This window comes from Sphingobacterium suaedae (assembly GCF_042684625.1).
Taxonomy (GTDB): Bacteria; Bacteroidota; Bacteroidia; order Sphingobacteriales; family Sphingobacteriaceae; genus Sphingobacterium; species Sphingobacterium suaedae.
The window spans coordinates 7,043-33,180 of record NZ_JBHULR010000009.1 but is presented as its reverse complement, the minus strand read 5'-3'; the positions used below and the strand labels follow the sequence as shown (position 1 = coordinate 33,180).

Sequence of the window (26,138 nt, the reverse complement as noted above, 5' to 3'; positions counted from 1 at the left end):
CCTTTACGGTATGAACATCCAAAATTACCTACGACTGATTGCCGCCCTGTTCCTGATCCACTTCCTGACAGGATGCGAACAAGATTCTGTTTCTAAAGAACCTGATCTCCCTTTTGATCACATTGGTAGCGTTCAATCGGTACCTGGCTTCGGCAAACAAGAGGGACCACCAAAAGGTATACCGTTTGAACTTCCAAACGGGTTAAAGCTCGTGTCGCGAAACAGTTTTCCGTTTGACCCTTCTGTGGAGAAGTTATTTGGCAATATGAATACCTTCTACGTCGATATCAATATCGTCCCCGACGAGACCTGGGGAGGCGGCTTTGTCGAATTCCCACCGGGATTGGTCATGCTTCCTACTACGCCAGGCGGTATCCAAAATGGCATGCTCATGGACCGGGTACGCATACCTGTCCCCAAAAAAACGCATAAGAGCAGCGGAGATACGACCACGTTTTATCTTGGGGTAGCTTGTATGAATGCGTCCAAAGGCTTCCCTTGGGAAGACAATTTTACAGAAGACACCAAGAATTACGTCATCGGCAAAGGGATGTATAAACCCACTGTCATTACGACCGAACCGGAAGTACTGAAATTTATATCCCTGTTAGCGGATCGCCCTGGCCTGAAACTCACACGCCACCACAACCCCTGGGATGCCTTCGACGAAAACTACGTTGAGCCCGATTGGATGAAACCCTACACCGCTGTTCAGCTGGCCTTTTGGAAAATGACGGATGGACATGGACTCCTTGCGGCCGATCTGCAAGAGCTCCTCGATGTGCTCAACCAGAACTGACTCAACAAAACCGCGCGACATGACAAAAGGTGCTTTTTTTAGCTGGACCATGCTGTCCATCATCGTACTTTTGCTCTGCTGTCATAATGCACAGCAAGAGATGGATCCATCTGGTGACACCGAACAGCCATCCGGAAGACACGTCGAACCTAGCGAACACCGCATCGGTACACCACCCCTGATGGTAGCTCACCATGTAGCCGATGAGGTGAGGAAAATGGGCGAAGATACGGTTTATCGGCATCCGCAAAGGCTTAGGAAACGGAAAAATTCGCCAGCGATCTCGACATTGAGTAAAGTTACTCCTGGGCTTACGCACAGGAGTGAATGCGTCGAATAACCCGCTGTTGCTGCAGTAGCTCAAAACACATTATCACCAAAACGATACAATAACACAAAAAAAATAATCACCATTCCAAAAAGGCCTTTCTACATTCGCAACAGATACACTATATTTGCAGGGTCTTGGTTCACATCAGCACATATAAAAAGTTTGGCACCTATCTGTTGCTGGCCGTATTGCTTTTGCAATCGTTCAACAGGTTATTCATTGTGGGAGATTACTATCTTCATACCGCTAGCTATGCGGAGCGATGTGAAAACAAACTCCGTGTCGAACTGCATTGTAATGGACAATGTATCATCGCCAAGAAATTAAAAGAAGCGGATAAACGCGAAAAAAACAGTGCCGACAAAAAGATAGAGCGATACCATGACGTCTACCTCGCTCTGCCTACCACCTTGTCACTACCGCCTGCGACGTACGAAGATAGACAGCTAACAGATTTTCCTGAGCTGCCTGTGGCCGTAACGAGTGACTATTCCCCATCCGTTTTCAGACCCCCCATCGGTTAGTTCCCGCTCTTAAACAGGATATCTGCTTGCCCAACCTGGCACGCAAAGCCCTTGTATTCATTTCATTCAAAAAACAGTAAAACATAACCCCTGTGTTATGTATACCCTCACTGAAGGCACTCTTGAAGCACCTTCACAACAAACTTATCATGAAATACCTCCTGATAGCATTTTTTGCTATGGCGATCATTCGGTGTGCAGATGCACAGACCCGTGTTATTAAAGGACATATATACGACCTGCAAGGAAATCAACCCCTTATGGGGGCCACAGTAGCTTCTGCAAACAGCCAAACCATCACCAAAACCAATACCGATGGGTACTTCGAACTACCACTCGGTCCATCCGAAGAAGACGTTCACATTTCTATGCTGGGCTATAAAAAACAAATTGTTTCCTGTGCCCAACATAAAATCAATCTCCATATACAGCTCGAGCCGGATCCCGTTTCCCTAAACGAAGTCCGGATATCTGCTTACGGGATCCATAAGACGACTAAAGAAACGGCGGGATCCATAGCCATCCTCCATACGGCTCAAATTCAGCAGGGCAACGGTACGTCCCTGCAATCCGCCCTGAACAGCGTACCTGGCGTCAACATGGACCAAAGTACGCTTTCGGAATCCCGTATCTCCATCCGCGGCAATGGCACACGGGCGCAATGGGGCATACGAAACATCAAGATCTACATGAATGATATCCCCGTCACCGAGGCCGATGGCACTTCCCGCATTGAGGCGCTAGACGTCAACGATATCGGGCAGGTAGAAATCATCAAAGGTCCGGCTTCCAGCATCTACGGTGCCGGGACAGGCGGTGTCATCAACTTCCGTATGCAGCGGTCGCCTTATGCCGAACAAAGCATGGAGTTATCCAGCTTGGTTGGTTCCTACGGCCTGACCCGCCTAGCCGCTACTTATCGAAATGGAGGAGACAAAATCAATAGCTACCTGTCTTACGGCTGGCAGCAATTCGACGGATACCGAGCGCATAACAACGACATGCGACGCTTCATCGCCGGCAATTTCCAGTTTTTCCCGTCCAAAAACCGAACCGTCACCCTCTTGGTTAATAGGACAACCCAGCACACGCAGATCCCCGGCGCCTTATCGCGCGAACAAATGGAAGCCGATCCTCGACAGGCCAGTGCCAGTAACGTAGAGAAACAAGCCGGGCGGTATCAGAATTGGACCCGCATCGGCGCCGGACAGCAATATCAGTTTAACGACCAGCTCACGAATAGCAGTAGCATATTTACCTATTTCTATGATCTTGACCATCCGTTAGCGTATGCCTATATCCGGAATTACTACCAAAGTTACGGCGGACGAACTCGTTTTACCTACAATCCCCATTTTTCCGTTCTACCCACCGTATTCACCGTGGGCGGCGAATTCAATCAAGCGAATACCAAAGGATCCCAATACGTGAATGAAAAAGGAAAAGAAGGTGCTTTAAACGGAAATACCGATTACAAAAACACGTTATATTCCATTTTTTACCAGTCAGAAACCAATATAACGGCCCGAACAACCTTAGCCTTGGGAGTTAGCTTGAATGGACTCACATACGACGTACACGATTACCTGCTCCCCGAACGCAGCGGCGTGAAGAAGTTTCGTACACAAGCCTCTCCGCGTGTCGCCCTCAGCCACCATTTCAGCGAATGGCTTTCCTTGCATGCCAGTGTCAGTTCGGGCTTCTCGCCTCCGACAGGATCAGAGATCAAAAATGTAGACGGTTCGATCAATCCTACACTACAGGCCGAAAAAGGCATTAATTATGAACTCAATGCCAAAGGCAATATCCTAAAATCCCGTTTATCTTACGATCTGGCCCTCTTCAAAATGGATGTAAAAGGCGAGCTCATTGCACAATCAGTACAACAAGGCATTACCGTTTATAATAATGCGGGGCGCACCAGCCACAATGGCGCCGAATTGTCGCTATCCTATGTTGCCCTTCAAGAAAGCGATGGCAACTGGGTTTCCTTGTTGCGGCCGTACGCAGCACTGACCTATTCGCACTTCCGTTATGACGACTACAAAACACGCGATAGCGATGGGCAGGTCAGTGCCATCTACGATGGCAACAATTTGGTGGGTATTTCGCCCTGGGTTGTCAATACTGGGGTCAATGTAGAGACACGCGAAGGAATTTTCCTGAATGGAAGCTACTTTTTTCGTGATCGTCTTCCGCTCGACGACGCGAACACCGCCTATAATGCGTCGTATCAGGTCGTAAATGCCAAGGTAGGCTACAAAAAAACCATAGCCGAACACCTTGGCTTAAGCATCTACGCCGGTCTGGATAACATCACCAACGAACGGTACAGTTCGCTAACCGCGTTGAATGCCGTGGCGTACGGAGGAGGATCGCCAGCCTACTTTCAGCCGGCTCTTCCGCGAAATGGATATGGTGGCCTCCAGATCAAGTATATATTTTAACCCATCGATTGTCAACCATGAAGAGATCATTGATAAAAGTAATGCTGTTTATTCTTCCCGTCCTACTTGGCGGACTGCAATCATGCACAACAGAGAAAACAAGCAAAGAAGCCGATATGCCCGTCAGCATCTCGGACAGCACGAACAAAGCCTCCTGCGTATTTCTAACCGACGACGAAAATAACCATCCAGTAATCAGCTGGATCGAGCTGGATAGCGCCGGAAACAAATCATTCTACCTCTCCTATTGGGACGAGGCGGCACAAGCTTTCTCCCCAAGCACGTTGATTCCGATCGAGTCTCACGCCAGCCTGCACGAAGAAGGTATGCCCAAAATCGCTGTGAAAGCCAACGGAACAGTGATCGCAACCTACGAGACCTCCGTCCCGTCTAAAACAAGCAAGTACGGATTAAGCGATATCCGCTACGTCATGTCCGTGGACCGCGGCAAGACGTGGAGTAAACCTCAGTCCGTCCAGCCGGATTATCCCAATAGAGGCTCACGTTCGTTCAGCAATACAATACGGTTAGACAATGGTGAGGTGGGTATCGTATGGCTGGATACCGATACCATCTCGCCCGGAAACGGCCGGCCGGTGCGCTTCGCCAAAACAGCCGGAACCTCGTTCGGTGCAAGCGTTTTAATAGATTCTGCGGCCTGTGAGTGCTGTCGTACAGCGTTGAGCAGTGATCGAAAAGGCCGTGTACAAATCGTGTTCCGGGATCTACTTGCAGGCTCAGTACGGGATATTGCCATTAGCCAATCCCAGGACAATGGGCAAACCTTCGGCCCTGCCGTTGCTTTCAGTGGAGACCACTGGGCTATCGCCGGTTGTCCCCATAATGGACCATCAATTGTCGGCAAAAACGGACGGACCTACGTCACCTGGTTCACCGGCGCAGAACAACAAGGAGTATTCTACGGCGAGATAGACAGCGATGCTACCCTCCTGCAAAAACATCGTCTAGATGCTAACGCACGTTTTGCCCAATTATGCCTGACACCTGATGGAGCTCCCGTCATGGCCTATAACGTCAATTACACGACAAACGGCCAGACACGCAGCAAAATAAAAGTAGCCCGGATGCAAGACAAGCAGTTTGTTGAGAAAGAAATCAATTCACCGCATGCCAAGGCATCGTACCCTGTTTTGCGGGCGCTTGGAAAATCACATGTCCTTATCGCCTGGACGGACAGTGGCCAAGTATACTATGTCCGACAGGCGATCGCAGCCATCGATACGCCGGCAGGCCATACGTACACAGCACATCGGCAGCATCAGGATGCCGCAAAAGGCATGTCAGAGCAGGACACCTCGTGTCCCATGCATCCCCATTAACCCTATGCTCCGCAGCCCTTACTAAAAACGGGCATCCTCATTTCGGATGCCCGTTTCTACTCCTCCTAAAGCCGCCGCATACCATCCTGTCGAACAGCGACACGCAGCGGTCTGCATGCTATAGACCGCCCATCCGTTCGCGGTTATTTACCGAATCTTAAGCACAAAAAATCAATTCAAATTACGAAATTCCAATGGAGTCTTCCCTGTTTTCTGTTTAAACAAACGCGTGAAGTGTTGTTGGTACCTAAATCCCAATTCCGCTGCAATTGCATTGATCGTTTTAGATGGGTCGAAGATTTTCTCCTTGGCCTCGTCTATCAGTTTGGATTGAATATAATCCAATGCCGTATTCCCCGTTTCTTTTTTGATTAAACCTTTCTCATAAAAAATTTGCACATTCCAACTTCATATCGTAATATTGCGATATAATAATATCAAATGGGCATCACAAAGACCGACATTTATACGGATCAACAGAACAAACTTGCGGCACTGTTTAAGGTACTTGGGCATCCGGCGCGGATTGCCATCCTGCAACATATTATCGACCAAAAGGCCTGCATCTGCAACGACCTCGTCGAAGAGCTCGGGTTGGCGCAAGCCACCATATCACAACATCTTAAAGAATTAAAGCATATCGGTATCATTCAAGGCAGTATCGACGGAAAGTCGGTATGCTATTGTATTGAAACGACGGTGTGGAAAGACATGCAGCAGCTCTTCAATACCTTCTTTAATCAGGAGGTGCAGGTCAACGAATGCTGTTAAGACAGTTTTTTAAAATCTTTTACATCGTTATATTGCAATATAACTATTACCCTTCATCATATACATACACATATGAAACTATCTGAAATCAAAGAAATCCTTTCCACATTAGATCATGTGGAATTTCAATTAGAGAACGGCACCCCTGTCCCGGCACATTTTCACGTAACGGAGGTGGGGCAAATTGAAAAACGCTTCATCGATTGCGGTGGAGTTGTTCGCCATGAAAAAACCGTCACTTTCCAGCTATGGAATGCCCATGACTACGAACACCGGCTCACACCGGCAAAACTACACCATATCATTAATCTTTCCGAGGACAAACTTCACATTCAGGACGGGGAGATTGAAGTCGAATACCAAAACAATACGATCGGAAAATATGGTCTCGATTTCAATGGAAAGACTTTTGTTTTGACCAACAAGACCACCGCCTGTCTGGCGGAAGATGCTTGCGGTGTCCCGGCAGAAAAACAAAAGATCAATTTAGCGCAATTGCCCCTTGCTCCCCCATCTAGCTGTACACCTGGCTCAGGCTGTTGTTAACCGAATTAAGCGAAACATGTATCCGAAGATCACACAAACCATCCAGGCGTTGCTTCAAGAGCCGCTAAACCATCTCGTGCGTGACGAGATCGTACAACCTTTGATCGACTTCGTCCAAAAAAAAGTACATGCACAACAACCGGTGAACCTCCATTTTATCTGTACCCACAATTCCCGAAGAAGCCATCTTTCCCAAGCTTGGGCACAAGCCGCCGCCGCCTACTTTGAGGTTCCTCGGGTTTATTGCTATTCAGGCGGGACAGAAGAAACCGCCTTATTTCCTTTGGTGGCAGAAACGCTCTCGGATCAAGGGTTTCACTTATCCGAGATCGGAAAAGGTGTCAACCCCCTATATGCCCTAAAATACGATGAGAACGCCCCGCCCGTCGTTGGCTTCTCGAAGACATTCGATCATCCATTCAACCCCGTATCGGCATTCGCTGCCGTCATGACCTGTACCCAGGCGGATCAGGGATGTCCATTCATCCCGGGGGCCGAGCAGCGCATCCCGATCCCCTATGAAGATCCGAAGATAGCCGACGGCACACCCGGACAAAAGCAGGTATACGCCGAACGTAGCCTGGAAATTGCCCGAGAAATGATGTATGTTTTTTCAAAAATTGACCTCTGACTATGCAGCCCCGATTGAAATTTTTAGATCGCTATCTCACGCTATGGATTTTCCTGGCTATGGCATTAGGCATCGGAATAGGTCACTACTTTCCCAGCATCGGAAACCTCACCGATTCATTATCCATCGGGATCACCCATATTCCGCTTGCCGTCGGGCTCATCCTGATGATGTACCCACCCTTGGCCAAAGTAGATTATTCGCTTTTGCCCACAGCCCTACGCGATAAAAAGGCAATCTCCCTTTCCCTGCTCCTTAATTGGGTTATCGGCCCCATCCTCATGTTTGTGCTCGCGGTTGTTTTTCTCAAAAATGCCCCCGACTATATGATTGGGTTAATTTTGATCGGCTTGGCGAGGTGTATTGCTATGGTCATCGTTTGGAATGACCTCGCGAAAGGCAATAGAGAATATGCGGCCTTGCTCGTCGCACTGAACAGTGTATTTCAGGTATTTACCTACAGCTTTATGGTATGGCTGTTCATCAATGTATTACCTAGCAAACTCGGCCTCGCCCAGTTTGACGTTCGCGTATCCATGCACGATGTCACCGAAAGTGTACTGATTTATCTAGGTATTCCTTTCGTCTCCGGCTTTTTAAGTCGGTTCTTGCTTACGCGATATAAAGGATCAGACTGGTACAATCGAAAATTCGTCCCAAAAATATCGCCTATTACATTGTATGCCCTACTGTTTACTATCATTTTAATGTTTAGTCTGAAAGGGGATAAAATCCTCGAACTGCCGCTAGATGTCGCCAAGATTGCCATCCCCTTGGTGATCTACTTCCTGTCCATGTTTTTCGTGAGTTTCTTCGTGAATAAAGCAGCAAAGATTCCGTATGATAAAAATGCATCCATCGCATTTACAGCGACCGGAAACAACTTCGAATTGGCTATAGCGGTAGCCATTGCTGTTTTTGGGATTCACTCCCCACAGGCATTCGTGGGGGTCATTGGTCCGTTGGTGGAAGTCCCGGTACTGATCGTATTAGTGCGAGCCAGTCTTTGGCTGAAGAAAAGATACTACCCTAAATAACCATAACCCATCGTGTCAAGAGGTGAGTTCCTTCACCGGTTAGCCCTGCTTTACCAACAGGGCCAACCGGTGAAGGAACGGTTTCCATCGACGCGCCGCGATTTTTAGGGAATGATTTTGTCGGCGCGCAGCTGGGCGAACAGGTTAAAGAAAGACATACGCGTATTGGCATAGGCATGAAAGCCCAGCATCCGGCTATTTGTCATATCCGTCATCACTTCGATCGGGCGGCTTAAATCTAAGTCCGTATGCCAAGCAGAGCTCACCTTGTCAAAATCAGCCTCTGCCAAACCATACCGGAGTACCATCTCCTTCCAGACCTGTTCTTTTCCTTCCAAGGTCTTGACCAACGGCTTGATTTCGCCTTCATATCCCACATACTCGATGTCAAACCACTGTGCCACTTCTTTCCACAACCAACGCCAACGGAATACATCACCATTTGCGACATTAAACGCCGTGTTTGCCGCTTCGGGCGTCTCTGCCGCCCATACCAACTGTTGGGCGAGCACCTGCGCATCCGTAACATCCGATAGCCCATTCCATTGCGCTTCAGAGCCCGGAAAAACGAACGGAAGTCCTCTTTCTTTACAAATAGAGGCATATACCGCCAACGTCGTGCCCATATTCATCAAATTCCCCACCGCGTTACCGATTACGGTGTGCGGGCGATGTACGCTCCACGTAAACCCATCCCGATCCGCTGCAGCATACACCTCGTCTTCCTGCGCATAATAAAAATTCGGAGAGCTCAAGCGCGGCTGCTCTTCCCGCAACGGTGTCTCCGGCAGAACGCCACTCGTAACATACGCATCGAAAGGACCTAAATAATGTTTTAATCCAGTCACCAGTCCGACGTGCTTAACCGTTTGTTTCGTAGCCAGTGCATCCAACAAATTTCTTACCATCGCCGCATTGGTTTGTATATTCTCCTGCTCCGTGTTTCTACGCATCCAAGTCGTAAGAAACACATGTGTTGGACGCACATCAGCCAAGGCCTCACGTAAAGCGGACGGGTTCAATAAGTCTGCCTGAATATCGATCAACCCTTTCATCGGGTTTTTGGACGAGCGCGACAATCCATATGTCTTCCATCCCTGTGCGATTAATTCTTTTGCGAGGTTGTTTCCGGTCATGCCACTGGAACCAACTACTAATGCTATTTTTTCCATATGTAATTTTGTTTTATTACAAAAATACAGGAGCAAAAACGGTGGTCAGTTGATGTAAAACAAGAAATATCCTTGATCTAGATCAAGGCCGCTGGGCGCTGATCTTCTTTTTTATGCGACTGATTGTTTCGGCCGAAAGACCTAAATACGAGGCAATAAGATGCTGTGGCAAACGCTGGCTGATAACCGGATAGACTTCAAGAAATAACGCGTATTTCTCCTCGGCCGTATGCGAATTCGCACTGATCAACCGCCTATCCTTGGTCGCCAAACTATTTTGATAGAGTATGCGAAAGTATCGCTCCATCAGCGGGACTTCGGCCAGCATCCGATCATAATTGTCTTTGGAGAGCAATAAAAGCGTGCTGTCTTCCACGGCATCCATATCGAGCTTGGCCGGGCTTCCAAAAATGAAGCTCTCAAAGTCGGAAATCCACCAGCCTTCCCACGCGAATAAGTTGATGTGTTCGTTTCCTTTCTCGTCGAGCATATACGACTTCAATAACCCTTGGGCGACGAATGAGATATGCGTACACACCTCTCCTTGTTGCAGCGCGTATTGTCTTCTCCTTAACTTCTTCGGTTTGAAAAAACGCATAATATGCTGTTGATCTTCCACAGTCAATGATACTTTTTTCTGTATATGCGCAAATAATATATCGAATACATTTTCCATAGGTGTAGCGTCAGGGGGCGTATGCATGCATTCAAAGATACGGAACACCTTGAAACAATAAAAAATGATGTCGGATTAAATGCGGCAAAAGGAGTTCATGTCCTTTTACGTAAACATCACCGAAAAGACCGCTATTTTTTTTATCTTTGTCGTATGGTTAAGACGAATACATCGGATATAGCATAATAAACACGTGACACCTTGGGTGCAACGTGTTTCTCTCCTCACGCTCTTGGATCCTTTCTTCCAAGGGTAAAAAACGATTATTTTATTTTTTTAAATATACGCGGTAAGCCGCGCAACGATGATCCGTTCCGCGCGCGCAACAAGACAGGTAAATTATGTCTCTTAACGATAGTACAAATAACCATCCATCCGATGCAAACCTTCACCGGTACGGATGGAACGACAAACTCGATCAATTAAAACAGGCATCCCCCTATGCTGATCTTCCTCACGGCCGTATTGCCATCGTGCATCGCACATGTTATGAAGTTGTGTCATCCCATGGGGTCTTTCAATGCGAATTAGCAGGACGCATGCTTATCGAAAAATCAGCAGACGAACAACCGTGCACGGGCGACTGGATTACTTTTCAGCCCTTCGACAACGGTAAGGGAATTGTCGTAGACATGCTTCCCAGAGCACGCACCTTGTACCGGAAAAAGAACGGTAGTCGCACCACCAAACAAGCTATCGCTTCTTACGTAGACAAGGCGTTCGTCGTGCAGAGTCTGGACGGCAACTTTAATCCACGTCGGGCAGAACGTTTTATGGTCCAAATCCGTGAAGCCGACATTCAGCCGGTGCTGGTGCTCCATAAAGCCGAACTCGAATTCGATCAAGCACATGTCATGCAGGCCATCGCCCATCTGGAGCGGCAGATGCCGATTTTGAGGACAAGCATACACCAGCCGGACAGCATAACCCATTTGCGGGAATCTATACTGCCCGGCGAAACCGCCGTCTTTGTTGGCTCATCCGGGGTGGGAAAAAGCTCGCTGATTAATGCGTTATGCAAGAGCCAACGGGTACGCACCTCCGAAACAAGCCGCTCGACCGGAAAAGGACGGCATACGTCAACGCGACGGGAACTGGTCGAGATGGATGGAGCAGGCATCCTGATCGACACCCCCGGCGTGCGGGAATTCGGCCTTGCAACGGATGCTCCCGACACCGTCGATGGTGTTTTGGATATAGCGGACTTTGCTCAATCCTGCCGGTTTGCAGACTGCAGCCACCAACACGAGCCCGGTTGCGCGGTGCGCGAGGCGCTAGATCAAGGCCTTCTTTCCGCGCAGGTTTACGAAAGCTACCATAAACTGCAACGAGAGATTCGGCACTATACGGCGTCGGAACACGAAAAACGGAGACAGAAAAAATCGCTCACGAAACTGGTCCACGACGTGAAGAAGCGCAAGGATATGGGGCGTTGACAACGCAAGGATACCGGTGCCTATGGGCACCGGTCTATTTTTTTCAAGCTACGTTTGGTCTGAAAACGCACACGACGCTCATTAACGCGACTCCAATGCTGGAATTTCGTCGACGGCGTAATACACGGGCAAACCGCGTTCTTTCGCCAAGCGTACATCTTCGTCTGCACCTTTAGAATGCCCGGCGATACGCAACACCGCATCACACTTTTCCAACATACGGTGCGCAATAGGGTACTGGATTTCCTCCCACTCCCTATCCCCCACTTTTGTAGATCCTGCCAGCTTTATCAACGGCAGAGCCAACCATTCTCCAATAAAAGGCACATGCCCTTTCCTAAAAATGTCCAAAGCAACGGATTCAAGATTATCGAGATTTTTCCGCATCAGAACCGGGTCGTCATTTGTCCCCCCACGGTAAGGACCTGCAATCATAATCAGCATAGATGTTGTCGTTTATATGTCATGTGCTAAATAACACAACAACACGCCCAAAAAAAATAAACTACTTTAAGGTTTCTATTTTTTTTCGCTTAATCATGCTTAAAAATTCAGCCGTAATACCCAAATAGGAGGCAATTTGTTTTTGTTTTACCCTACTCGCCACATGGGCATACTTTTCCAAAAACATATCGTAGCGTTCCTCTGCCGGTAAGGAAAGATTCTGAATAACACGCAATTGCTCCCGGATATATGCGTTTTGCATCAATATCCTGAAAAAGCGTTCGAATGGCGGAACTTCGTTATACAATCGCTCCAGATCATTTTTGTGCAGTTGTAAGATAATACTGTCTTCTATTGCCTCAATCGTGAGCATTGCCGGCAGGGTATTGACGAAACAGTACATATCCGTTATCCACCATTCTGTTACAGCGAACATAATCGTCGATTCCCTTCCAGCACCATCCAGATAGAACGCCCGAAGCGCGCCCGTATGCACAAAATAGATGGAATGGCACACCTGTCCCTGCTCCAATAGCCGCGTTTTCCGGGGTATTTCTTTTTGCTTTACTAAAGAAAGGAACATGGTCAATTGTATATCCGTCAAAGAGATATGCTTGCGAAGATGTTGCGTAATCGTTTGGTCGTACATACGATGTTTGGATAACAGAAATTTCCGTTTCGATAAATTTACACATTTATCGGGTGAACATCTCGGCCTCCTGCATGAAAATATGATTGTTTTTTATTCTTTGGCCTACCCCGCCCACAACCTTTCCATCGCTAGCCGCGACAGGGCTTAGGGGTGGAAAGGTTGTGTGGGACAACCCCTATAACCATAAAAAACGACATGCATTCCTTCATGTCGTACCAACACACAGTTGTGCAGGTTATTGGTCATCTTCGTACTGAATCACTACAAGTTTTTCTTTAAAAGCTCCTCTATATCTGTCGCTGATCCGCCTACCTCTAAAACCATTCCATCCCTATCAAGCAGAAACATATTGGGTAGGGACTGTACACGGTAGGCTACAGGCGTTTCACCTTGCGTCGCGTTCTGATCCCCTACATTTGTCCAATATATCCCATCCTCTTCACTTGCTTTTTTCCAGGAGTCTTTGTTCGAATCAACATTAAAAGATATAATTTCAAAGCCATCATTCTTATATTTCTTGTACAAGAGCGCGAGCTTTTTATTGCCGTCCCTACAGGGAGCACACCAAGCCGCCCAAAAATCCAGCAAGACAATCTTTCCGCGAAAATCGTCCAATCGTATATCCATATCTTCCAGATTTTTAGCAACAAAAGATGGCGCTTTTACGCCGGGATAGATCACATTCGCCTGTAAAAATTTTTGTAGAAACCTGCCCGTTACACCATTTTGCATAACATACGGAAATCTATCGAAAGCGAGTTGCAAGGAATCTCTACTCAACGATGTACGCAAAAAATAAAGTTCTAGCATAAGCGGAAAAGACGGTTTCCGATTAAATACGCCATGCTTTCTGACATCGCGGATAGATTGGTAATAGTGATCGACGGCGGCAGACAAATTTTTCTTTTTTGTAGAGTCTGTCTCCGCGGCTTCCGCTGCCTTCAATTCGTCGTATCGTTTCCACATGGGGTCCAATTGCTCACTTATCGGTCGCGCATCCTCATGCGTTCCTGAGTTCAACACCGCTATTTTCGAAAAATGAGCACTGTCACCAAGAACCTGTATATGACCGCTTTCCACCCAAATTTGTGCACGCAGATTTGGATTTGCCGTCAGGATGTATAAAGAAGGTTCCACGATCGTCCCTTGGATAGTCGTTTTACCGTCGGTAAGCGTTGCCTCATACGAACGCCCCTCATGTCCGAAGCCTGTCATCGTGATTTTTGAACCGTTACGAAATCCGGCGAGATCGAATTGCACGGTAAAAGGCTTCCCTATCTCCTGTGCCGTACAAAGTAAGGGAAAGAGTAAACAGATAAGCGTTTTTATTTTTGCGACCATATATTATCACGGATTATCCATTCGTGTAAGGTTTACATATGTAAATATAACAAGATTTTTCAATCAGGCAACTTTGAGCGCACAGCTAAGCCAAAACGCCTTTGTTTGTTATAACTACAGAATCCTCAGCCCCGCCGATCGTTCGCATAAAAGCCATGTGGTACTGAACAATGCGATTCACAGCGCCGAAGCCCCCTTAAACATAAAAACGACATGCATTCCTGCATGTCGTCCCAACGCACGCGCTGTGCGGTTTATTGATAATCTTCGTTTTGGATCAAAACGCCCTGGCTCTTATCGATCTCCGTTTGAGGGATCGGCCATTTATAAAACTTATCTTCAAATTTATACGTTAAAATACCGTCTGTAACCTGATTCAAAACCTCCCCGGCGATATGCCAACGCTTGAGGTCAAAATACCGGATCCCTTCGAATGCCATTTCCATGCGGCGTTCCTTTCGGATCAGCTGCCGAAACTGTTCCGTTCCGATGGTCTGCGGTACCTCACCCAATCCCGCGCGCGACCGGATAGCGTCGATCGCATCCCGCGCGGCTACCGTTGGTCCAGAAAGCTCATTCTCGGCTTCCGCAAAAGACAACAGGACTTCCGCAAAGCGGAACATCACCCAGTCTTGCTGGCTTTGGGTAGAATAGCCATAAGGCATCAATTCCGGGGTCAGGAATTTCTTCAGTCCGTATCCCGTCGGCACATTATTAGAAGGGCGGTGAATATTTCCATCGAATTCTACCTGGCCCACAAAGACCGTCTGATCGCGACGTTTATCTCCCGCTTCGAAAGCCTGGAAAAAACTCTGGAGCGGGCTCGCCACCAGCCAGTCGCCATACCACTGATCCATCGATGTCGCGTTGTCCGGCGCAAGAAATTTCACGGAGAACATGATTTCTGGGTTGCCCTCCTGCGTATGGTCGCGAAACACAGATTCAAACGTATCGGCCAGCCGGTAGCCCGCTTGCAGCAGCTGTTCGGCGACGGATTTCGCCTGCGTCAATAGCGATCGGTCTGGTGTGCCGTCATCTCCATAAGCCGCAAACATCAACACCCGAAGTTTCAGCGCCTGTGCCGAAGATTTGACCGCATGCCCTTTTCCAGCGCTATAAAGCACATCCGGTAGCCCAGTGATGGCCGCGTCTACCTCCTGTAGCACGAACGTCAAAATTTCTTCCGCAGCGACCTTCGGCTGTGCTTGGTTTGCCAACGTTAGGGGCTCCCGGATGAGCGGTACGTCGCCATAGCAAGCATACAACAGGTAATAATAGTAGGCACGCATAAAGCGCGCTTCCGCCTCGTAAACGGCCCGCGTGCTTTCGTCGATGGCCGTCCCCTGGTAGTTTGCCACCTGCGCCAGGAAGATATTGATCCGTGCAATGCCCGAATAGCAATTCGTGTACAGCGCGCTGATGTAGCCTCCAGACGAAGCAAAAATATCGCCCCGCACAATCGCCTGGCTGCCGTTCGAGTTGTGCTGTCCGTAGCCGTTATCCGTAATCAAATCCCAATCGGGTGTTCCCACCGAAAACATCGGATTCTGTAAATTCCCATAGATGGCCGTCAGGGCCATATCAAAGTCCTGTTTGGTCTGCCAAAACTGACCGGAAGATAGCCTATCCAGCGGCTCCCGGTTTAAAAAATCACTGGAACAGCCCTGTATAAAAACCGCGAAGCATGTCGCGGCGATGACCACATATCGTTTCATTTCGTAAAATTTAAAATTGAACTTGTAAACCAAATGCATAGATCTTGTTCTGCGGATAGCCCAAAAATGTTCCGCTTCCCGAACGTTCAGGATCCAGCCCCGGGTAATCCGTTTTGGTAAAGATATTGTCGCCCGACACAAAAACACGCACCTTCTCCACGCCAATTCTGCCCGTCACCGGTTTTGGAAGGGTATACCCCACCGTTAGATTCTTCAGACGCAGGTAACTCGCGTCCTGTAAGAAGAACGACGACGGTCTGCTGATTTTGGCTGGTGCATCAAACCCCCAATAAATACGAGGCATGGTTGTCGAGGGGTTCTCTTCCGTCCACCGATCCCTCCAGTTCACCGTTGGAGGCGATCCCTGCACAAAAGGAACCGTGCCCCAATTGTTTACAAACAAGTTTCGTCCCTGCACCCCTTGAAACATAAACGACACGTCTACACCTTTCCAGTTTAAGTTACCCGTCAATGCATATTCGAATGAAGGAAAGGCGCCATCCATATATGTCCGATCTTGATCATTCACCACGCCATCCCCATTTTGATCTTTGAAAATCAAGTCGCCCGGTTTCGTATCATCATTATATTGCTTGGGCGCCGCATCAATCTGCGCCTGATCCTGAAAGATTCCCGTCCATTCCAGCATATAGTACGTATCCCAAGGACGTCCCTCCTCCTTAATTGTCCAGCTACCGATTTCGCGCTGCCCCAGTTTCACGACCGTATTCTTGAACCGATCTATGTTTCCACCCACACTATAGCCTAGGCCTTCCAACGCCCCCGAGCCCACACGGCCCGAGTACCGCAGAGCCAGCTCGATACCCTCATTCCGCATGGTACCACTGTTCACATTCGGCGCGGTCAATCCGACCACCCCGGTGATTTGCGATTGGCGGAGTATGTCCGACGTCGTCTTACGGTACCAGTCGAACGTCACATCCAGCCCCTGAAACAACGTTAGATCTAGACCAATATCCGTCGCCGTGGTCTTCTCCCAGGTCAGCATTTGGTTGGCGAGTGCCGTCTGTGCCGCACCCGTCGTGAGGTTCGCATTGTCAAAAGGATAGTTGCCCGTGTAGTTCAATATTTCCTGGTACGGATACGGATAGTTGCTATTTCCCGACACATTGATGTTGACGTTCTGATTTCCCAGCTTTCCATACGAAGCCCTGATTTTGGCATTGTTCAGCCACGACAGTTCAGCGTCCTTCACAAACCCCTCCTCAGAAATCCGCCAGCCCGCCGACACCGACGGGAATGCCCCCCAGCGCCTATCAGGATGCATGCGTGAGCTACCGTCATACCGTAAGTTTGCCTCTAACAGATACCGCTCTTTGAAGTTGTATGTCAGTCGCCCGAAGAAAGACTGCATTGCCCATTCATAAGCCGATCCGCTCGCATTCTGCACCGACAGACCGCCTGCGTCAAGCTCCTGCAAATTGTTGTTAAAGAAATCCCGTCGGTATCCATACAGGTACTCCTGTCGGTTCAGTTCCTGGCTATATCCTACCTGTGCTTCCACGTTGTGTATCCCTGCAAACGAATGCATGTATTTCAGGTAGGAGAACACATTGGTGTAGCGGTTTTCGCGGCGAGTGGCCCCCAATCCCTTACCCCCTACATCCAAATCCGTCGCGTACTCTCCGGTATGGTAATTATATAAAGGAACCAAAGGCCGCCAATCCGACTCCTTGTCGAAATCTCCCACGATCGCCGCCTTGGAATACCAGTTCAGCCCTTTGGTCAGTTGCACATCGAGCCACCCCTGTAGATTCACCGCATAATCCCGGTTTTGCCAGAAAACACCGTTTTCGACGATAGCGAGCAAATTCTTATTGTTGTACTCAAAATCATATGCCTTAAACGTGTACCGCCCATCCGGTAGCTTTGGGGCATAGGTAGGCGCTTGCGACAACGTCGCGATAAACGCGTCTTCTGCCCCCTGCCGCGGACGCCGCGTATCGCCCTGTTTCGCACTGATGTTTGCGCCGATACGTAACCAATCTGCCACTTTCGAGGTTAAATTCAAGCGCGCATTGTAGCGTTTATAGTCAAACCCTTTCATAACGCCCGGCTGATCCACATACCCCAGTGATAAGTTATATTGTGTTGATTCACTACCACCACTCACCCCAAAATTATGCTGTTGGACAAACGCCGGATTGAACATAATGTCCAGCCAGTCCGTGTTCGGGTATTTCACCCGATCCGTTGCGTTCCGGTAAAGGTCGATCGTCTCCTGCGGGTACAGCCCCGCCGCCGTGCCGTTGTTCGTCTTTGCCTCGTTCCACAACTCCATGTATTCTGCCGAGTTGGTAATCAGGTCAAACAACCGCGTCGGCGTATGTATCGATCCATTCGCCGTATAATCGACGAGCAGCCGTCCCGCTTTTCCTGTCTTTGTCGTCACCAATAGCACCCCATTAGCGGCCCGCGACCCATAGATAGAAGCCGAAGCCGCGTCCTTCAATACCGATATATTTTCAATATCACCCGGATTGATGTCCGTGAGATTACCTTCCACACCGTCAATCAGCACGAGCGGGTTGTTGCCAGCACCGCTAAAGGTTCCCTGTCCGCGGACACGGATCGTTAAGCCCTCGCTCCCCGGCTCGCCCGAGTTCTGCACAATGCGCAGCCCCGGAACCTGCCCTTGCAGCATGGATCCGGCATTCGTGACCGGCCGTCTGGTCAAGTCTTCCCCCTTCACCGAAGCCACCGCCCCCGTAAGGTTTACTTTTTTCTGCGCGCCGAATCCGACGACGACCACCTCCTCAATCCCCTCGGTGGCGACATCCAATCCCACCGACATCTGTCCCTCCTGCGGCGCAGCTACCTCTTTGGTCTGGTATCCCACGGAACGGAAAACCAAAATCGCCCCGGCCGGGGCCGATATCGAGAATGCGCCCTGTGCATCAGTAGCGGTTGCCGTACCTGCAGCCCCTTTCACCGAGACCGATACGCTTTGCAACGGCTCCCCTTTCGCGTTGAGCACCCTGCCTCGGATAGGCTGCTGCGATACCGCAAACCGTTCGGTAGCTTCCACCTGGCCAACCGGAATGGAAGCTCCGGCGGCACGTCCATCCAAGGGCAGCACCTGTGCAACGAGCACGGCTGTTCCGATGGACCATCGTCCCCACCTCCCACGAGGAAGCAGGAACCGCTGTTTTCTATTTTTCATGTATCTATTGGTTAGTGTTTACAATCGGCCCGGCACACCGCCGGTGCCTATATTCCATACCCTGAACGTGGAGGGGTCTTGTTGCCCGCTCCACGTTACGTTAGTTTCAAAACCAGGGCGTTGTCTGCATGCAATGCCGATGCCGGCAGCGTTACGACTAAACCCTCTGCGCGTTGCTCGAAGCGCACGTCAGCAGTCGATCCCAAGACCGAAACCTGTTTCACCACCTGATGCATGCTGCGCGTTGTGCCCAGCGACGCTATGGTCAGTTCCTGCGCACGAGGGCGACCGAGCAGAATAGCATACAATACCGGTCCTTTCTTCGTGAAACGAATATCTTTGTCCGTAAACGGAATTCCCTTTCCCTCGTTATTCCCCGGACCATCAAATTTCGCCTGACCCGCCATCGCAGGCCCTTCGCCGAACACATGCCACGGTGTGGTGCCGACAATGGCTTCCTTATTCACCTGCATCCACGCGCCGATTTCCTCGACCACGCGCTGTGCCTTATCGTCGATCGATCCATCGCCACGCAAAGGCACGCTCAACAACAAGTTCCCATTTTTACTCACGACATCGGCCAACATGTGGATGATCGTTTTCGCCGATTTGTAGCGATCTTCGTCGTAGATGCGGCGATCGTAATGCCAACTGCCGATACAGGTACAGGTTTGCCACGGAAACTCCTCGATCCGGTTGCTCTGCCCACGTTCGATATCCCACACCAGGCATTGGCGCTGCTGTTCATCCAAGATCTTTCCGGTAATGACCACATCCACCTCCCCCTTATTTTTTGCGGCACTGCGGTTATAATAATGAGCAGCAATTTCCAAGCCTACCGGACTGACAGGCCATAGCGGCAGAGCCGTATCGTCGAAGTACACCAAGTCGGGGTCGTAGGTATCGATCAGTTGTAGGGTCCGGTCGCGAAACCTTTTCGCATACGCCACAGACGGCGTGCTAACGCCCGATCCCTCTGCCCAGTCCCACTGCTCGAGCGTCTCTTTTTTGGTCTGCGGCGACCGGCTTACTGGGTGGTTCTGGGCATAGAGCTCCTGTGGATCGAATCCTTCCCACCATGTCCCTTTGCCATCCTTCTTTTGCAAGGTACCGTCGTAAGGCACCCCCGCCCTGGCCCCTTCCTTGTCTGCTTGTTGGGCGGGCTCATACCACGTCCACGCGTGTGCCGCATGAACGCTCACACCAAAGCGCAGTCCCTGTTCATCCGTCGCTGCTTTCCATCCTTTAATCAGATCTTTGCGCGGTCCCAGCCGTGTACTGTTCCAGCGGTGGTGCGTGCTGTCGAACAAATCAAAATTATCGTGGTGATTAGCCATCGCCACGAAGTATTCCGCGCCCGCATGCTTATACAGCTTGACCAACGCATGAGGATCCCAGCGATCGGCTTTCCACGCCCGAATGACATCCTTAAAGCCAAATGTTGAAGGATGACCATACGTTTCCACGTGGTAGCGGTATTGATCCGATCCCTCTTTATACATGCCCTGTCCATACCAATCCCCGCGCTCTGGCTGGCATTGCGGGCCCCAATGCGCCCAAATGCCAAACTTGGCGTCCGTAAACCAGCTGGGCGTTTTATACGCCTCCAGCGATTTCCAATCCGGCCGGAACGGAGCCCGTCCCCAATTTTCCAACGCACGCGTATGTTTGCTGAGATACAGCAGCGGGAGTGTTGCGCCAACAAGTTTAATAGCAGTTCTTCTGTTCATAATGCGTCCTTTTGATGTTCTGTACAACGAACGATCCATGGTCTACGCGCAGGTGATCATTCGGTTTATCTGGTTATTGCGTATTACAAAGATACTTGGGCCGGCTTTCGCACGAGGCCACAATATCGACTAAAGATTATACTTTATCGACATACACTTTACCATACGTTCAGCATTCTTCCGGCAAACAGGCTTGTCGTTGCCGTTGGTTAGTCTTCATACAAGTAAAAAATCCGATCCATCCGTTTCCATTTTTCGGCAGATGTTTTCCCCGCCGTACGCTGGAATTTTTGCATGGCGTGTTCCCATTCCTCTTGCCGCGGCAGCTGCGCCAGCTTCGCGAAAGCCGCGTCCCACTCGAAATCTGCATCGGTTTCGACGATCATAAAAACGTGATTTTGGGCCAGGTAGATCTCCATTTCTAAAATACCGACTTCGCGTATGCCGTCCCTAACCTGCTTCCAATGCTTTTTTTCGCTATGCAGGTCGATGTACTCGGCAATCAATGCGGCATCATCTTTCAGTTCCAGTATCTGGCAATACCGTTTCCGCAGCTTGCTGGGCATCGTATGCCGCACATCCTTGTTGTTTGTTTTCATATGTCACTCGTATGTAAACACCTGATCAGGCTATCCCACGTCCGCGCGCGGATATTTCTTGTTGACGTCCTGATTCTGTGTATTTGGTTTATATATCAAAGGTATCCGAATATCCCTTTGGTTTGTTGACCCGTATCGATATTTATCTGCACATTATCGATTTTTCTGCGCTTTTGTTTTTTGGGTAGTGGAAGAAGTTATTATTTTCGTACGGACGGAGGCCATGGGATACCTTCGGCAACAGATCACAGCTAATCCAGAAGAACTATGAGCAGAAACAGGTTTCAACTCGACTTTATGCTACTCCATGTCGGTTATGCCGAGCACGACGGAGACTGGAATTTCCAGAACATCAATAGTCCGTTTGCCCGCCTGCACATCGTTACGGAAGGATGTGCGCAGATCATCAAGGGAAACGAAAGCGTGCTACTGAAGAAGGGGCATATGTACCTCACCCCGTCGTACACGCACCACGGCTACGCCTGCGATGGTCCATTTTCCTTATTTTATATACATATCTATGAAAATCCCGATAAAAAGAACAGCGTTTTCGACCGAATCAGTTTTCCGACGGAGGTACCTTGTAGCCCGCTGCTGCTGGATCTGGTACACCGACTGTTCGACATCAACCCCGGGCGGGCATTGTCTTACTACGATCCCAAAGCGTACGATACCACCTCCGAGCTGATGAAGAGCATTGCTTTGCACATCAATACACCTTTGGCCCTGGAGATCGAGAGCCAGGGCATCATCAACCAGCTCTTGTCGCGTTTCCTCCCGGAAGCCACAGACCGTATCCCACATGTCGACGAGCGGTTGCTCCGCGTACTGGACTATATCCACGAAAACCTGCATACCCCCATCAGTATCGACGACCTCGCCGCCCTGTCGTACCTGACAAAAGACCACCTGATCCGGCTATTCAAAAAGCAGATGAATTGTACGCCGGGAAAGTACATCAACCGCAAGAAGATCGAGAAAGCACAACTGTTGATGTTGATCGAGAATCCCAGTATACAAGAACTGTCCTTCCGGCTTGGATTTGAGCATGTGTCCTATTTCAACCGGCTGTTTAAGAAAATGACGGGCGAGAACCCCAGTGCCCATAAGAAGCGCATGTTGGGTTCGTCCGCCAAAAACTATTTATCCTAGATGCGCGACCACATCCGGACGGATGAGCCCCTCGTCGGCCATTTTTATCCAAAAGGCAGACGGAATTTCCTTGGTAGCCATCGCGACATTGATCGCTACTTTTTCAGGTTTTGTCGTATTCAGAGCTACCGACTGTACCCCCGGGATCTTGAATCCAAAGTTGAAGCAAGCTTCGGCAGGCTTCAACCCAAACGCATCGCACAGGTTCCAAAATGAATTCCGCCATGCATATAGTTTTTTTCCGGCTTCCGTATCGGGATCGATCTGCTGGTAGTTGTAGTGGTCGCTACCTACCAAAAATCCACCGTTGAATACAGCAGAATTGATAACCGCCACCTGTTTACTGTGCAGTTCGCGGACAAACTGAATCAAGTCGGCCGGGTGGTCGTGTACGGTCAGGCTGTTGGCAATCATCACCCAATCGAGCTCTACATCGCGGGATATACGCTGAATGACCTCCCACTTCTTGGACCCCACACCGATTCCCAGTACCTTTCCTGCATCTTTAAGTTCGCGCAAGGCACGGTAGGCTTCGAGAATATCGTTGTAGCGGGCAGCCTCATCTGCAGCGTCTACCGCCTTGGCGAGGTATTCATCCGGGTCGTGTACCGACACCAGTTGTGCTCCATACTCCCCCAACAGCGTATTGCCCTGCTCGAAGCAATCCAGTATGCCTTCGTAGCTGATGCGCTGCTCGGCATCGTAGTGCAGCCCCTTCCACACGCCCGGCTCAAAGGTAGGCTCTGGGGTCGTCAGCGGAACGCGGTACCACCCCAGCTTGTTACTGATCAATACACGCGAGGCATCCACACCTAAATCAGACAAACAGCGGCCGATGGTCTCCAGCGAGAGCCCCGCTCCATACTTTCCGGCCGTGTCAAATACGACCCCATCAGCAGAAGCCCTTACGCAGGCCTCCACAATTTGCCGTTTTGTTTCGTACGGTGTTTCGACGTAGAGGTTTCCTAATCCGCTCGTTCCAAAAACCACCTGCGGGAGTTGGTCGAGTGCGTTATTGTGTTTTTGAGTAGTTGATGCCGGCATAATGAATAGTGGTATACTGATAAAACGGTTCGATACCCGCAACGAGTATCCAAGCACACGAAAATAGAGGCTTCCTGCGTAGCATTTTTGCCAATTATCGATATTTAATTATACTTTATCGATGTGCTGGAGGTTGGTTTCAGTTTCCCGGTATTCCTTCCTCAACCGTTTCGAACAAACTTTATTCAGATAACGCACCATTTTCACACGTTTTCTTACGCTTCCTGGAACACCCCATCCTAAACAAAATAATGTCGCCTAGGGGCGGAAAAGCAGTGCGAGGGACAAACGTATAAGCAACATGATCACTGCCACAGGCGACAAAAGAAACCTTACCGCTCCAATCCCGTATTTTACTTCCATTACCCGTATTTATATGGCGAACAAATTCAAGGGTACCGTGTCCTTATAACAAAAAAGGAGGTTGACATGAAAAAAGAACACAATACAAGCAACATTGACCTAGGGCCAATCATTGCCATCATCTCGGTTGATCCGCCAAATGCGCGCAGTTTTCAGGATAACCAAAACACCTCACCCATTGATGACGAAGAGGATGTAGAAGAAAACGATGAGCTATTGGAGATCAGTCCAGATCCCGACGATTATCAGGATGACGAAGCCATTGACGACCTCGACGATGAAGGAACCGACGTGGATGAGGACGAAGGCTCCGCCCTTGATATCGACGAAATTATACCCGATGACGACAACATCGATCGTGATCCCGTTGTCCAACCTGGCACCGATCCCATGAAGACCGACAATTCGCAGATCATTTAGCCAGCAGCATACACCATTCGAAGAACAACAGGTTTAAGTTGCAATTCCACAAGCACGGGCATTCGTTATGACGAAACCCGTGCTTATTTATACCAGCCCGCCGATCCGCCACGATCCGATCGGCTCCCCTTCGAGACACCACATCATCTCCCAAACCTTCCTCTAAACTAAAAAAAACAACCGTCGATACCCTACATTGGCGAATGATGATTATATTGTCGATGCAATCGACGGATCTTAAACACGTCATACAACACGCGTACCATCCAGATCACGAGAACAAAACAATAGAAGAACAGGAATAAGAACAAATAGCCATGTATATCCCAAAAATGAATGCACTAGCGGAAATGGACGACATCCTCGCTTTTATCGATCGGTTTAGTTTCGGTATCTTGATCAGCACGAGCAGTGGTCGCGTGATCGGCACACACATCCCCATGCTCGCCAACAACGATGCCGAGCAATTAAAGCTCCATACACATATAGCGCTTGCTAATCCGCAGTGGAAAGACATTGAAGGACAGGAAGTCCTAGTCATCTTCACCGAGCCACATGCCTATATCTCTCCAACCAACTATATAAAAGAAGAAAGCGTACCCACTTGGAATTATATGGCGGTGCACCTGTACGGTCACGTTTCCATCCTACACGAGACCGATCAGATAGCCGACGTCATGCGGCGAACGATGGTTAAATATGAACCGACCTATTATGAGAAATGGTTAGAGCTACCTACCGATTTTAAACAGCGCATGCTCAAAGGAATTGTCACCTTCGAAGTTGCCGTTACAGAGGTTCAAGGCAAGGCCAAGCTCAGTCAAAACAAGAGTCAAGAGGAAATCCATCACATCATCCAAGACCTTCATGCCAGTTCACTTGCCAGCGATTCGCTGCTCGCCGAATATATGGAACGGTACGCCAGAAAAGAGCATTAGCTAAAACTACACCCCATAAACACAAATAAAAAATACAACGATGTCCGTACCCCATTCTATCCTTCTCTTCTTCATCGCACTAAGCCTGCACGCTGGAGCGCAGACAGACGTAAACACGCTAACCAGCAAAATCAAACAACTGGAAGCCCAGATCTCCGAAGCACAGGCACGAACCGCCGTGCTGAAAGAAGCCCTCGATTTAAGAAGCTTGGGAACCGAAGCCGCGGTAGATAGTATGCACATGCGTGTCACCCATCTCTATCGCGACAGTACAGACAACAGCCTGTACATCAAAGGACTCGTCACGTATCTGGGCAATCAGGACCAAGCTCTTCAATTCGCGACAAGCGATCTTATAGCAGCCACGGGCGGGCAATATCAAGCCCATTCTGCTGGTGTTGTCAACGATCTGAATAAAACCTTTCATGTTCCGCATGCCGAAAAGAATATCCCTTATGGCTTTATGCTTAAGTTTAAGGAGGTTAACGAACACATCCCAACCGCGAGCCTCATAACCTTAAGGCTTATAGGAAACGGATTGCGGGGCATCGAATTTACGTATAAAGGGCTAGACGTAGCGTGGTAGCTTACGCTGATTCTTCGAAAAACCGTCGGCACCCGTAGCAGAGACCGTCGACTCCGCTTCGTCCCAGCGACGGCTTTTCATCGACAGCGCTTCGACTCCCGTTCGACTGTCCTTCGACTCCCAGCCGAAGAACACCCGAACATAAGACGAAGTAGAGCCGAACATGTCCCGAAGCAGTCCCGAAGCGGTCCCGAACAACAGTCGAAGAGCTCTCGAACAACTCTCGAAGAGCAGTCGAACAACACACGAACATCACGAAC

26 protein-coding genes are annotated in these 26,138 nt (G+C 49.3%); 14 read left to right on the top strand and 12 right to left on the bottom strand.

Annotated features, from left to right (window positions below):
• Positions 1-10: 10 nt before the first annotated feature.
• From ACFSR5_RS15710 to ACFSR5_RS15690, 5 genes are all read left to right on the top strand, one after another.
• The gene (locus ACFSR5_RS15710; protein ID WP_380905414.1) at positions 11-799 is read left to right on the top strand and encodes a hypothetical protein; all 789 of its coding nucleotides are present in this window, start codon (positions 11-13) and stop codon (positions 797-799) included.
• Positions 800-818: 19 nt separating this feature from the next.
• Positions 819-1,139, top strand: a complete 321-nt coding sequence (locus ACFSR5_RS15705) for a hypothetical protein (RefSeq protein ID WP_380905413.1) — start codon at positions 819-821, stop codon at positions 1,137-1,139.
• A gap of 125 nt (positions 1,140-1,264) precedes the next feature.
• On the top strand, positions 1,265-1,654 hold the full coding sequence (locus ACFSR5_RS15700; protein WP_380905412.1) for a hypothetical protein: 390 nt from the start codon (positions 1,265-1,267) through the stop codon (positions 1,652-1,654).
• A gap of 149 nt (positions 1,655-1,803) precedes the next feature.
• Positions 1,804-4,101 carry a TonB-dependent receptor domain-containing protein gene (locus tag ACFSR5_RS15695; RefSeq protein ID WP_380905411.1) on the top strand — a complete coding sequence of 766 codons (2,298 nt, stop codon included), beginning with the start codon at positions 1,804-1,806 and terminating at the stop codon, positions 4,099-4,101.
• Between the two features lie 17 nt (positions 4,102-4,118).
• Entirely contained in the window at positions 4,119-5,441 is a 1,323-nt protein-coding gene (locus tag ACFSR5_RS15690; RefSeq protein ID WP_380905410.1) for an exo-alpha-sialidase, read from the top strand.
• Between the two features lie 171 nt (positions 5,442-5,612).
• On the opposite strand, the gene ACFSR5_RS15685 is transcribed toward ACFSR5_RS15690, so the two are convergent.
• Complete coding sequence (locus ACFSR5_RS15685; RefSeq protein ID WP_380905409.1) at positions 5,613-5,840, bottom strand: helix-turn-helix domain-containing protein; 228 nt, start codon at positions 5,838-5,840, stop codon at positions 5,613-5,615.
• 42 nt (positions 5,841-5,882) lie between these two features.
• Here ACFSR5_RS15685 and ACFSR5_RS15680 point away from each other — a divergent pair, with 42 nt between their 5' ends.
• The 4 genes from ACFSR5_RS15680 (at position 5,883) to arsB (ending at position 8,426) form a co-directional block, all read left to right on the top strand.
• A complete protein-coding gene (locus tag ACFSR5_RS15680; protein WP_380905408.1) occupies positions 5,883-6,212 on the top strand; it encodes an ArsR/SmtB family transcription factor in 330 nt (109 codons plus the stop codon).
• A gap of 72 nt (positions 6,213-6,284) precedes the next feature.
• On the top strand, positions 6,285-6,758 hold the full coding sequence (locus ACFSR5_RS15675) for a DUF6428 family protein (RefSeq protein ID WP_380905407.1): 474 nt from the start codon (positions 6,285-6,287) through the stop codon (positions 6,756-6,758).
• A 16-nt stretch (positions 6,759-6,774) separates the two neighbouring features.
• A complete protein-coding gene (locus ACFSR5_RS15670) occupies positions 6,775-7,389 on the top strand; it encodes a protein-tyrosine-phosphatase (RefSeq protein WP_380905406.1) in 615 nt (204 codons plus the stop codon).
• 2 nt (positions 7,390-7,391) lie between these two features.
• The gene (arsB, locus tag ACFSR5_RS15665; protein ID WP_380905405.1) at positions 7,392-8,426 is read left to right on the top strand and encodes an ACR3 family arsenite efflux transporter; all 1,035 of its coding nucleotides are present in this window, start codon (positions 7,392-7,394) and stop codon (positions 8,424-8,426) included.
• A gap of 104 nt (positions 8,427-8,530) precedes the next feature.
• On the opposite strand, the gene ACFSR5_RS15660 is transcribed toward arsB, so the two are convergent.
• Both ACFSR5_RS15660 and ACFSR5_RS15655 read right to left on the bottom strand, forming a co-directional pair.
• The gene (locus ACFSR5_RS15660; RefSeq protein WP_380905404.1) at positions 8,531-9,598 is read right to left on the bottom strand and encodes an SDR family oxidoreductase; all 1,068 of its coding nucleotides are present in this window, start codon (positions 9,596-9,598) and stop codon (positions 8,531-8,533) included.
• Between the two features lie 82 nt (positions 9,599-9,680).
• The gene (locus ACFSR5_RS15655; protein ID WP_380905403.1) at positions 9,681-10,274 is read right to left on the bottom strand and encodes a Crp/Fnr family transcriptional regulator; all 594 of its coding nucleotides are present in this window, start codon (positions 10,272-10,274) and stop codon (positions 9,681-9,683) included.
• A 341-nt stretch (positions 10,275-10,615) separates the two neighbouring features.
• Between ACFSR5_RS15655 and rsgA the strand changes: the two genes are divergently transcribed.
• Positions 10,616-11,710 (top strand): ribosome small subunit-dependent GTPase A, encoded by a 1,095-nt coding sequence (gene rsgA, locus ACFSR5_RS15650; RefSeq protein WP_380905402.1) that lies wholly within the window; start codon positions 10,616-10,618, stop codon positions 11,708-11,710.
• A gap of 81 nt (positions 11,711-11,791) precedes the next feature.
• Here rsgA and ACFSR5_RS15645 read toward each other — a convergent pair whose 3' ends face one another.
• From ACFSR5_RS15645 to ACFSR5_RS15615, 7 genes are all read right to left on the bottom strand, one after another.
• Entirely contained in the window at positions 11,792-12,154 is a 363-nt protein-coding gene (locus ACFSR5_RS15645; protein ID WP_380905401.1) for a DUF4406 domain-containing protein, read from the bottom strand.
• 61 nt (positions 12,155-12,215) lie between these two features.
• A complete protein-coding gene (locus ACFSR5_RS15640) occupies positions 12,216-12,803 on the bottom strand; it encodes a Crp/Fnr family transcriptional regulator (RefSeq protein ID WP_380905400.1) in 588 nt (195 codons plus the stop codon).
• A 264-nt stretch (positions 12,804-13,067) separates the two neighbouring features.
• Positions 13,068-14,147: a TlpA family protein disulfide reductase gene (locus ACFSR5_RS15635; protein ID WP_380905399.1), complete on the bottom strand. Its 1,080-nt coding sequence runs from the start codon at positions 14,145-14,147 to the stop codon at positions 13,068-13,070.
• A 254-nt stretch (positions 14,148-14,401) separates the two neighbouring features.
• Positions 14,402-15,862, bottom strand: a complete 1,461-nt coding sequence (locus ACFSR5_RS15630) for a RagB/SusD family nutrient uptake outer membrane protein (RefSeq protein WP_380905398.1) — start codon at positions 15,860-15,862, stop codon at positions 14,402-14,404.
• A 10-nt stretch (positions 15,863-15,872) separates the two neighbouring features.
• Positions 15,873-19,046 (bottom strand): SusC/RagA family TonB-linked outer membrane protein, encoded by a 3,174-nt coding sequence (locus ACFSR5_RS15625; RefSeq protein WP_380905397.1) that lies wholly within the window; start codon positions 19,044-19,046, stop codon positions 15,873-15,875.
• Positions 19,047-19,141: 95 nt separating this feature from the next.
• Positions 19,142-20,776 carry an alpha-L-fucosidase gene (locus ACFSR5_RS15620; RefSeq protein ID WP_380905396.1) on the bottom strand — a complete coding sequence of 545 codons (1,635 nt, stop codon included), beginning with the start codon at positions 20,774-20,776 and terminating at the stop codon, positions 19,142-19,144.
• Positions 20,777-20,985: 209 nt separating this feature from the next.
• On the bottom strand, positions 20,986-21,375 hold the full coding sequence (locus tag ACFSR5_RS15615; protein ID WP_380905395.1) for an L-rhamnose mutarotase: 390 nt from the start codon (positions 21,373-21,375) through the stop codon (positions 20,986-20,988).
• Positions 21,376-21,642: 267 nt separating this feature from the next.
• Between ACFSR5_RS15615 and ACFSR5_RS15610 the strand changes: the two genes are divergently transcribed.
• Positions 21,643-22,527, top strand: a complete 885-nt coding sequence (locus tag ACFSR5_RS15610) for an AraC family transcriptional regulator (protein ID WP_380905394.1) — start codon at positions 21,643-21,645, stop codon at positions 22,525-22,527.
• On the opposite strand, the gene ACFSR5_RS15605 is transcribed toward ACFSR5_RS15610, so the two are convergent.
• On the bottom strand, positions 22,519-23,628 hold the full coding sequence (locus tag ACFSR5_RS15605) for an aldo/keto reductase (protein ID WP_380905393.1): 1,110 nt from the start codon (positions 23,626-23,628) through the stop codon (positions 22,519-22,521). The genes ACFSR5_RS15610 and ACFSR5_RS15605 overlap by 9 nt on opposite strands.
• A gap of 372 nt (positions 23,629-24,000) precedes the next feature.
• Here ACFSR5_RS15605 and ACFSR5_RS15600 point away from each other — a divergent pair, with 372 nt between their 5' ends.
• The 3 genes from ACFSR5_RS15600 to ACFSR5_RS15590 all read left to right on the top strand — a co-directional run bounded on the left by ACFSR5_RS15600 (position 24,001) and on the right by ACFSR5_RS15590 (position 25,878).
• Positions 24,001-24,354 carry a hypothetical protein gene (locus ACFSR5_RS15600; RefSeq protein WP_380905392.1) on the top strand — a complete coding sequence of 118 codons (354 nt, stop codon included), beginning with the start codon at positions 24,001-24,003 and terminating at the stop codon, positions 24,352-24,354.
• 317 nt (positions 24,355-24,671) lie between these two features.
• The gene (locus tag ACFSR5_RS15595; RefSeq protein WP_380905391.1) at positions 24,672-25,292 is read left to right on the top strand and encodes an FMN-binding negative transcriptional regulator; all 621 of its coding nucleotides are present in this window, start codon (positions 24,672-24,674) and stop codon (positions 25,290-25,292) included.
• 40 nt (positions 25,293-25,332) lie between these two features.
• Positions 25,333-25,878 (top strand): hypothetical protein, encoded by a 546-nt coding sequence (locus ACFSR5_RS15590; RefSeq protein WP_380905390.1) that lies wholly within the window; start codon positions 25,333-25,335, stop codon positions 25,876-25,878.
• A gap of 1 nt (position 25,879) precedes the next feature.
• Here the strand turns inward: ACFSR5_RS15590 and ACFSR5_RS15585 are convergent.
• Positions 25,880-26,138: hypothetical protein (locus ACFSR5_RS15585; protein WP_380905389.1), on the bottom strand; the 259-nt coding region annotated here is incomplete at its 5' end.

What these genes read in the sequence shown, in the direction of transcription:
- ACFSR5_RS15600 (WP_380905392.1), top strand. Translation starts at nt 24,001, where the DNA reads ATGAAAAAAGAACACAATACAAGCAACATTGACCTAGGGCCAATCATT.
- ACFSR5_RS15660 (WP_380905404.1), bottom strand. Translation starts at nt 9,598, where the DNA reads ATGGAAAAAATAGCATTAGTAGTTGGTTCCAGTGGCATGACCGGAAAC.
- ACFSR5_RS15690 (WP_380905410.1), top strand. Translation starts at nt 4,119, where the DNA reads ATGAAGAGATCATTGATAAAAGTAATGCTGTTTATTCTTCCCGTCCTA.
- ACFSR5_RS15595 (WP_380905391.1), top strand. Translation starts at nt 24,672, where the DNA reads ATGTATATCCCAAAAATGAATGCACTAGCGGAAATGGACGACATCCTC.
- arsB (WP_380905405.1), top strand. Translation starts at nt 7,392, where the DNA reads ATGCAGCCCCGATTGAAATTTTTAGATCGCTATCTCACGCTATGGATT.
- ACFSR5_RS15640 (WP_380905400.1), bottom strand. Translation starts at nt 12,803, where the DNA reads ATGTACGACCAAACGATTACGCAACATCTTCGCAAGCATATCTCTTTG.
- ACFSR5_RS15675 (WP_380905407.1), top strand. Translation starts at nt 6,285, where the DNA reads ATGAAACTATCTGAAATCAAAGAAATCCTTTCCACATTAGATCATGTG.
- ACFSR5_RS15710 (WP_380905414.1), top strand. Translation starts at nt 11, where the DNA reads ATGAACATCCAAAATTACCTACGACTGATTGCCGCCCTGTTCCTGATC.
- ACFSR5_RS15625 (WP_380905397.1), bottom strand. Translation starts at nt 19,046, where the DNA reads ATGAAAAATAGAAAACAGCGGTTCCTGCTTCCTCGTGGGAGGTGGGGA.
- ACFSR5_RS15680 (WP_380905408.1), top strand. Translation starts at nt 5,883, where the DNA reads ATGGGCATCACAAAGACCGACATTTATACGGATCAACAGAACAAACTT.
- ACFSR5_RS15695 (WP_380905411.1), top strand. Translation starts at nt 1,804, where the DNA reads ATGAAATACCTCCTGATAGCATTTTTTGCTATGGCGATCATTCGGTGT.
- ACFSR5_RS15620 (WP_380905396.1), bottom strand. Translation starts at nt 20,776, where the DNA reads ATGAACAGAAGAACTGCTATTAAACTTGTTGGCGCAACACTCCCGCTG.
- ACFSR5_RS15645 (WP_380905401.1), bottom strand. Translation starts at nt 12,154, where the DNA reads ATGCTGATTATGATTGCAGGTCCTTACCGTGGGGGGACAAATGACGAC.
- ACFSR5_RS15610 (WP_380905394.1), top strand. Translation starts at nt 21,643, where the DNA reads ATGAGCAGAAACAGGTTTCAACTCGACTTTATGCTACTCCATGTCGGT.
- ACFSR5_RS15670 (WP_380905406.1), top strand. Translation starts at nt 6,775, where the DNA reads ATGTATCCGAAGATCACACAAACCATCCAGGCGTTGCTTCAAGAGCCG.
- rsgA (WP_380905402.1), top strand. Translation starts at nt 10,616, where the DNA reads ATGTCTCTTAACGATAGTACAAATAACCATCCATCCGATGCAAACCTT.
- ACFSR5_RS15655 (WP_380905403.1), bottom strand. Translation starts at nt 10,274, where the DNA reads ATGGAAAATGTATTCGATATATTATTTGCGCATATACAGAAAAAAGTA.
- ACFSR5_RS15635 (WP_380905399.1), bottom strand. Translation starts at nt 14,147, where the DNA reads ATGGTCGCAAAAATAAAAACGCTTATCTGTTTACTCTTTCCCTTACTT.
- ACFSR5_RS15615 (WP_380905395.1), bottom strand. Translation starts at nt 21,375, where the DNA reads ATGAAAACAAACAACAAGGATGTGCGGCATACGATGCCCAGCAAGCTG.
- ACFSR5_RS15630 (WP_380905398.1), bottom strand. Translation starts at nt 15,862, where the DNA reads ATGAAACGATATGTGGTCATCGCCGCGACATGCTTCGCGGTTTTTATA.
- ACFSR5_RS15705 (WP_380905413.1), top strand. Translation starts at nt 819, where the DNA reads ATGACAAAAGGTGCTTTTTTTAGCTGGACCATGCTGTCCATCATCGTA.
- ACFSR5_RS15590 (WP_380905390.1), top strand. Translation starts at nt 25,333, where the DNA reads ATGTCCGTACCCCATTCTATCCTTCTCTTCTTCATCGCACTAAGCCTG.